This window comes from SAR324 cluster bacterium (assembly GCA_029245725.1).
Classification (GTDB): Bacteria; SAR324; SAR324; order SAR324; family NAC60-12; genus JCVI-SCAAA005.
On record JAQWOT010000236.1, the window covers coordinates 1 to 7,675 of the forward strand.

Here is a 7,675-nt window from a genome sequence, read left to right on the forward strand (position 1 = left end):
GAATCCTTGAACCGAATGTTTAATCTCCGAGCTTGGTAGTCAGTACAATTAGAGGTAGACGTGATCTCACCCCAATGACCTCTGCCTGGCATCCATGCTTCTAAGTCATATTTTCGATAGGCTGGAGCTCCAAGATCCCCAGTACAAATGTCGATGACTCGATATGGAATCCCCAAGTCACAGTAAATTCTTTCCTCAATTTGAAGTAATTTCTCATGCATCTCGTTTGATTTTTCAGGATGCGTGAAAGCAAACATCTCAATTTTCGAGAACTGATGTACTCGGTAAAGTCCTCTGGATTCGCGCCCAGCTGCTCCTGCTTCTGTTCTGAAGCAATGAGAGAAACCAGCCATTAAAATCGGAAGTTCTGCTTCTGAAAGAATTTGATCTGAAAGAAGACCACCTAATGTAATTTCAGCTGTTGCGATTAAACAAAGGTCGCTTTTTTCAATAGAATAAATTTGGGCGGAATCACCTCTTGGCTGAAAGCCTGTCCCCTGAACAACACTTGCGCGAGCTAAATCTGGTGTCATGTGGACTGTGAAGCCCTCATCCTGAAGAAGCTTCAGGGCATATTGTGCCAGTGCCAACTCAAGGAAAACCGCTTGGTTTTTGAGATAATAAAACTTTTGGCCAACTACTTTCGATCCACCCTCAAAGTCCACCAATTCCAGACTTTCCATAAGAGTAAGGTGGTCTTTGGGATCAAAATCGAAAATTCTCGGTTTTCCTACCTCACGCAACACCTTGTTTGCGTCTTCATCTATACCAACTGGAGAATCTGGGTGAGTAAGGTTTGGAATTTGGGATAATAGATTCCCTCTCTCGACTTCTGCTGACTGGTGAGCCACGTGCAGTGTTTCTTCTTTTTGCTTCAGTGATTTTGACTCTTCAATCAGAGTCTGTCTTTCATCTGTGCTGAGTTTAGACTTCATCTGATTGTTGATTTCGTTTCGCCTTTGGCGGAGCGTATCTAGCTCCCCCTTCAAACTCCTAGCTATTTCGTCTTGCTCTAAGAGTGGAGCTACCAAATCCGACAAATTTCTATGTCTGCAATTTTCCGAAATTTTCTCAGGATCCTGACGGATTACTCGAAGATCGAGCATGATTCTAATTTATTTTGAGTAGTTAATTGTGGGCGAGGTTTAATACTTAGAAAGGCCGCTGAGGTGGTCGTCGAGTATGGAAATCTGTTTTTGCTTGAATAGCCTCGCTGACTTTGAGAAGCCGATAGTCATCCATAGGCTTGCTCATCAACTGAAAACCTATTGGCAATTCCTCTTTGCTCATTCCAGCAGGAATTGAGATCGCGGGGCATTTAGTAAAATTTGCCAATACACTGTAAATATCTTCAAGATACATTGCTAATGGATCATCTTTTTTTTCACCAAATTTGAATGGGACGCCTGGACTTACTGGCCCAATCAAAAAATCAAATTCTGTCAATAAGTTATGTATTTTTTTCTCGATAAATGCACGAATTTGATTGGCTTTTCCGTAGTAAGCATCGTAGTAACCCGCACTAAGAACAAACGTGCCCAACATGATTCGACGCTTTACTTCAGTTCCGAAGCCTGACTCCCTTGTGGTTTTATACAACTCATCCAGGCCACCACTGCCTCTTCTCAGCCCATAGCGAATTCCATCAAATCTCCCCAAATTGGAACTGGCTTCAGCAAAGGATATGACATAATAAGCTGGTATCAAGCATTCTAGGAAACCCAAAGATTTTTTCTCGACTGTGGCTCCTTGCTGAGCCAACCAATCTGCCAAACAAGTCGTTGCTTCCAAAACGTCTTCTGAGACTGTTTTAGAATCCAAATATTCATTTGGAAGGCAGAATTTTAAGGAACTTAGATCAATTTGCTCTTCATATGAATCCAGCTTATTTGCCAATGATGTACTATCTTTGGTATCAACTGCTTGAATTGCTTCAAACAAGTAGGCACTGTCCTCAGCAGTCCTAGTTAGGCATCCCACTTGATCTAGTGATGATCCATAAGCCACTAACCCATACCTAGATAATGCCCCATAGGTTGGTTTGAATCCCGTAATTCCACAAAAGGACGCAGGCTGTCGAACAGAGCCCCCTGTGTCTGACCCCAAAGCAGCAACTGCCATACCTGTAGCCACAGCTACAGCGGACCCTCCACTACTTCCCCCTGGAACCCTGCTGGGATGCCAAGGGTTCAAAGTAGGTCCAAAAGCAGAGTTTTCATTTGAAGAGCCCATTGCAAATTCGTCCATGTTTGTGGTGCCAATCACCAAAGCATCCTCCTCTTTCAAGGCCTTCACTACTGTTGCATCGTATGGTGAATGATAGCCTTCTAATATTTTTGAAGAACAACCTGTAGTCAAATCGGGGTCTGCAATGCTAAGATTGCTTTTAATGGCAACAGGCAACCCCGCCAACTTACCAACTCTTTGACCGTTTGAAATCTTTTGAGCAATTTGCTCGGCACGCTTCAGAGATATCTCCCTTGGGACTAAGCTTCTGTAAACATTCAACTCCTGATCAAATTTTTCGATTTGATTGTAGACCAAATTGACCAGAGCATTTGGATCTAAATCACTGTTTTGGATTTTCTGGACTAGTTGTGAAAGTGGAAAATAAAGTGCCATCTGGAAGGAAAATCTCTTTGAGAAAACGCTGAATCAAAAACTTTACAATCTTATCAAAAAACTTTGAAATGTATCATGAATTTCAAAATTAACAATATATTTTTGTATGCTTACCATACTAGAATCAATGTAAAAACCTTGTTGTCCCGGGGCAAAAGACGTTAAAATTTTTTTGAATTCTTTAACGCTTATTTTCACAAGGACGAAGCAATGGAATCATTGAGATTGCTTAGGAAAGAGTTGCTAGAAAGGCAAATGGAAAATCAATTGGGCAACGAAGAAGCCCTGCTTAGATTTATGTCCAGCCATGTATTTGCTGTTTGGGACTTCCAATCGCTACTGAAAGCCCTACAACAGCGCTTGACATGTGTTCAAGTACCTTGGACCCCAACATCCGACCGGAAGGCTAGGAGGCTCATCAATGAGATTGTTCTTGACGAAGAAAGCGGCCCTCATCCAGATGGTGGCTATGCATCTCACTTTGAACTTTATTTGGACGCGATGAAAAAAGCTGGTGCGAAGACTCAATTAATCGAGGAATGGCTCCAATTGATTGAAAAATCAGGAAATTTTTCAACAGCAATTATTGCCGCAAACTTGCCGTCTCATGTCGAGAAATTTCTGAAAACCACCTTCTCGTTCATTGAGCAAGGATCACTAGTCACCATCGCTTCTTCATTTTTGTATGGTCGAGAAGACATTATCCCGGATCTCTTCAGACAACTGGTTCAACGCTTGGATCAAGAGAATCCTGAGAAATGGGGATATTTCAAATTTTACCTAGAAGAGCACATTCACTGTGATGAAGAGAAACATGGCCCAGCAGCGGAGCAACTGATGCAAAGGATTTGTGGAAATGATCCGATTCTATGGGTGGAAGCAGAGCGCGCAGCCAGAATTGCGCTAGCAGCTCGGATTGATCTTTGGGATTCAATGGTGGCCTCTCAGGCAGCGCAATCAAGAGCGGCCTAACCTATTCATAACCATCATTTGCAATGGGAAAATCTTATAAATTCTTGAAACATTCCCTTAGTGGCTAGAAAAATGGCAACCCTACGACATTATCAATTTCAATCCTAAAGATTAATAATATTAACCAGTTTGCAAAATTCGTCTTTTCACAACGAATACAGATTCAATAACGTTAAAAATTCGTGAGAGTCACCATTGATTGAAGGAGTAGAACATCTGACAGTCGCAATCAATGGCAGCCTAATGCATCCTCAACCTACTGGGTTGAGTCGCTATGGAGTGGAACTCTGCAGTTGTTTGTTGAGATTACTACCGAAGGCAAAAATCTATACAAAATTTAAGGAGGTAGAAGATCTTTTTCCTGAGCAAGTAGTCTCAAGGGGACCAAAATTTAAACATCCCGCCAGTTTCGCTTCAAATCTAAAAAGACTTCTCTGGCTTCAAACAGGGATGCGCCTGAACCTATATTTCCAGAAACCCAAACTGAACTTCGCACCCATAGCAGAGGGGATTATTTATAGCCCAGCACCTCAGATTATTACCATCCATGATTTGCTACCGCTTTATGATCCCGATTTTATGCCGCGTTGGAAAATCTACTACAGCAAAATTCTTCCAAAAATCCTGAAAAATTATTGTAGAAAGATTATCTGTATTTCAGAATTCACAAAATTTGAGCTTTTGAAGTATTATCCTGAAATTCATGAAAATCTAATCAAAGTAATTCACCCTGGGTTCAACCCACTAAGATTTCAGACTAACAGAGAATTTAGCTTTCTGGAAAAAACTGGCTTGAGTGATTATTTCTTAATGGTGGGAGAAGGAAGACCATACAAAAATCTAGAGTTGGTTCCAAAAGCCCTGAGCATATATAGAGGAAATTCTACTTTGGCCATTTGTGGTAGAGTTCCAGACGACGAGAAGACGAGAATTCAAGAAATTGCAAATGTAGCTGGGATAGGAGAGAGGTTGAGGTGGCTGGGGTATGTGTCAGACGAAGATCTGGGTCTTTTGTATGAGAACTCCAAGGCTTTTATATTTCCTAGTCGTTACGAAGGGTTTGGACTACCTTTGCTGGAAGCCATGTCCTTTGGAGCTCCTATTCTTTCTTCAAATGCCGCAAGTTTACCTGAAGTTGGTGGGAATGTGCCAATTTATTTTGATCCATTTGATCCAATGGAACTTAGCCAAAAAATGGAGCTTTTAGACCAAGATCAAACTCTTGTTGAAAGAATGCGAACCACTGGTTTCCAGCGCGCAAAGCAATTCACTTGGGAAGAGTCTGCTCAAAAGCATATTGATCTCTTCATAAATGTTTTGAATTAATTTTCTTCTTTAATTCTTGAAAAATAACTACCCCACAAGCTATTGGCACAAAGCTCTCTGTGATCAATGTTGACCAAACTGCCCCAGTAGCACCAAACTCTGGAATCCAAATTAAATTGAGGATGATATTAATCAACAAGCCACAAAATGTTAGAAATAAATAAATTTTTTGTTTATCTAGAGCCACTAATGATTGAGTCATGAGCGTACCTAGATATACCAATGGGATAGCCCATGAAAGAAGTTGAAGTAAGTTCCCTGCTTTACTGAATTCAGAAGGATAAAAGTTATTAAAAAACCATACTGATAAGAAAGACACCAGCACACCAAGCACTAATCCAGAAATGCTCAAAATTTTAATGCCTTTTTGAAAGGATGAAAGGAATCGGTCAGTCTGTGATAATGAGCCAATCAGTGCTGCTGTGATAAGTGATGGAAGAAAGAAAGAACCTTCTACTATCACAAATGCTGCATTGTACAAAGCCACTTCTCCCTCATCCACTAGATATCCAATCATCGCGGTGTCAATTCTAAAGTACATTTGTATCAAGATGAGCACCATCCCAAGTGTCCATGCCTCTTTCAAAAGCACTTGAAAATTGATTTCATCATTTTTTATATCAATTGATTTTATTTTATTAGCTTCTAAAAACAACCAAATCAAACCAATCAATCTAGGTATAGCAATTCCTGCAGCGGCAACCCAAGGTTCTGTAAGATCAATTGACCAAGCAACTGATAACAAACTTAGAGACAATAAATTTTGAACTGGTAAAACTACAGATTCTCTCCTTAAATCTTCCATTCCTCTATAAACCCCAAACAAAACTTGTTGCACACTATTGCTAAGGAAATGAAGACATAGAAAAAAAATCAATATTGGATCAGATCCTAAAAAATAACCAATAATAAAAACTGCTGGCAAAAGTATTGATCCCACAATTTTTTGATATCGAATAGCCAAAATTTTTACACTTAGACATCCACGGCCTGTCCATTTTGCAACTAATTGAGATAATCCTAATTCTAGAGCTGGTTGTACAATCATTAAACCAATAGACCAATGCAAAGCAAAGACACCATAGCCATACTGTCCCAATATAAATGGAAGCAAGAGATGATAAACAAAGATTTCACCTTTTGCTATTGTTTGCCCTACTATTCCCCAACTTAGATTATTCTTTAGAGATTGCAATTTGACACCTTGTTTCTTTACTCTAAAAGCACTTTTTAAGAAATTTACGAATGTAATTATAAATAGAGAATTTAGCCAAAGCTAAAAGGGAATTATATATGACTTAATAGAATTCTTTGACTTGTTTATGAAAATTATCGGTGCAATTGTTATCGGTCTAACACTATTCGAATGATCTGTGTGCGTTTGACTCCTGACAGAAGAATCGAATTGGTCGAATCTGTCAGGACCCCACTTCGTCTAGGATTTGATGTCTTCGAATTCGGATATCTGCAAGAATCGACCATCCGTAATTTAGTTGAATCAATAGAAATATTTCAAAGGACTTTATCACAGAACAAATGTGAGCAAATCTGAGCTTACGGGACCAGTGCTTTGATGGAAGCAGACAACGCTAAGGAAGTGATTTCGAAAATTGAGAGAATTACTGGAATTCAAGTCAAAGCCATCTCAGGTAGAAAGGAAGCAGAATTGCTAGAGTGAGCCGTAAATCGGTTTTTTGCTTTACAATCAGGCCGTTTTTTGATGTCAGATCTGGATGGTGGTGGTTTGGAAATCACTCTTATTCAGAATGGTTAGATTGAGTTTGCTGAATCGTTCAAAATGGGAACTGTTCGATTACTGCAGATGTTCCATTATATGCCCGAGAGAGAACATGAATGTAGAACTTGGGCCAAGACTTACATTCGCGATTTCATATCCACTTTAGCTTCTCGGTTAAATTGTCAGCAGATTGATTCGCTCATTCTCACTGGAGGCAATGCGAATGCAATGACTAATCTTTATGAGAAAAGTAAATTAACAAGAGGAACAATTTCTCAAGGTGCCTTCTTCTGGAACAGCAACTGTCTGCATGGCTTGAAGAAAATACTTAAGAATTCAACTTATTAAGAGCAGATTGAACAGTTTGAGATTTCTTTTGACAGAGCAGATGTAATTGTACCGGCTTCTTCCATGTTTAGTGTTCTTCTGAAATTCAGCCTTGCAAAGATGATAGTTTTCCCAATGGTGGGATTGAGGGATGGAATTTTGAACGAAATGCTAGAAGAAAATTTGGGAGATCCAGCAGGTGGCGAGTATGAGCAGATCATTCACTCAGCATTCTACAATGCTCGAAGATATTCTGCGAACATCCGACACGCCAAAGTGGTTCTTCAACTAGCCTACAGATTTATGATGGAATCAAAGAACTTCATGGGCTTTTTCAGCTTGTAAGACATTTACTAAAAGTAACTGCTATTCTTCATGACATCGGCCGCTTCATCAGACCCTCCAGCCATCACAAACACTCTCAGTATTTGATTCAAAATATTGAACTGGTAGGTCTGACTAACTCAGAGTTGAAATTAATTAGCCTGATTGCCAGTTATTACACAGGATCAGCGCCTTCTGGGAATCAGACTGATTTTCAGAAGTTATCCCCCAAAAACAGGACAATCTTCCGAAATCTTGCTGCAATTTTACGAGTTGCAGATGCTCTTGATCGTGAACACAAAGGGCGCGTTCATTCAGTGATGGTTATTTGGAATCAAGCCGTGTGCTTCTAATTCCAAACGAAGA

The 7,675-nt window shown here is 40.0% G+C and carries 6 protein-coding genes; 3 read left to right on the forward strand and 3 right to left on the reverse strand.

Going from position 1 to position 7,675, the window contains the following annotated elements:
• Nucleotides 1–1,106, reverse strand: a 1,106-nt coding sequence (serS, locus tag P8O70_13360) for a serine--tRNA ligase (GenBank protein MDG2197847.1), incomplete at its 3' end; no start/stop codon positions are given.
• 46 nt (nucleotides 1,107–1,152) lie between these two features.
• Nucleotides 1,153–2,622 (reverse strand): Asp-tRNA(Asn)/Glu-tRNA(Gln) amidotransferase subunit GatA, encoded by a 1,470-nt coding sequence (gatA, locus tag P8O70_13365; protein MDG2197848.1) that lies wholly within the window; start codon nucleotides 2,620–2,622, stop codon nucleotides 1,153–1,155.
• 255 nt (nucleotides 2,623–2,877) lie between these two features.
• Here gatA and P8O70_13370 point away from each other — a divergent pair, with 255 nt between their 5' ends.
• On the forward strand, nucleotides 2,878–3,594 hold the full coding sequence (locus tag P8O70_13370) for a DUF3050 domain-containing protein (GenBank protein MDG2197849.1): 717 nt from the start codon (nucleotides 2,878–2,880) through the stop codon (nucleotides 3,592–3,594).
• Nucleotides 3,595–3,789: 195 nt separating this feature from the next.
• Nucleotides 3,790–4,920: a glycosyltransferase family 1 protein gene (locus tag P8O70_13375; GenBank protein ID MDG2197850.1), complete on the forward strand. Its 1,131-nt coding sequence runs from the start codon at nucleotides 3,790–3,792 to the stop codon at nucleotides 4,918–4,920.
• Here P8O70_13375 and P8O70_13380 read toward each other — a convergent pair.
• The gene (locus tag P8O70_13380; GenBank protein ID MDG2197851.1) at nucleotides 4,901–6,115 is read right to left on the reverse strand and encodes a polysaccharide biosynthesis C-terminal domain-containing protein; all 1,215 of its coding nucleotides are present in this window, start codon (nucleotides 6,113–6,115) and stop codon (nucleotides 4,901–4,903) included. The genes P8O70_13375 and P8O70_13380 overlap by 20 nt on opposite strands.
• Nucleotides 6,116–7,153: 1,038 nt before the next feature.
• On the opposite strand from P8O70_13380, the gene P8O70_13385 reads away from it, so the two are divergent.
• Nucleotides 7,154–7,330, forward strand: coding sequence for a hypothetical protein (locus P8O70_13385; protein MDG2197852.1), 177 nt, complete (start codon nucleotides 7,154–7,156; stop codon nucleotides 7,328–7,330).
• Nucleotides 7,331–7,675: the final 345 nt, after the last annotated feature.

Coding starts and splice junctions, on each gene's coding strand:
- gatA (MDG2197848.1), bottom strand. CDS start 2,622: ATGGCACTTTATTTTCCACTTTCACAACTAGTCCAGAAAATCCAAAAC.
- P8O70_13370 (MDG2197849.1), top strand. CDS start 2,878: ATGGAAAATCAATTGGGCAACGAAGAAGCCCTGCTTAGATTTATGTCC.
- P8O70_13385 (MDG2197852.1), top strand. CDS start 7,154: ATGCTAGAAGAAAATTTGGGAGATCCAGCAGGTGGCGAGTATGAGCAG.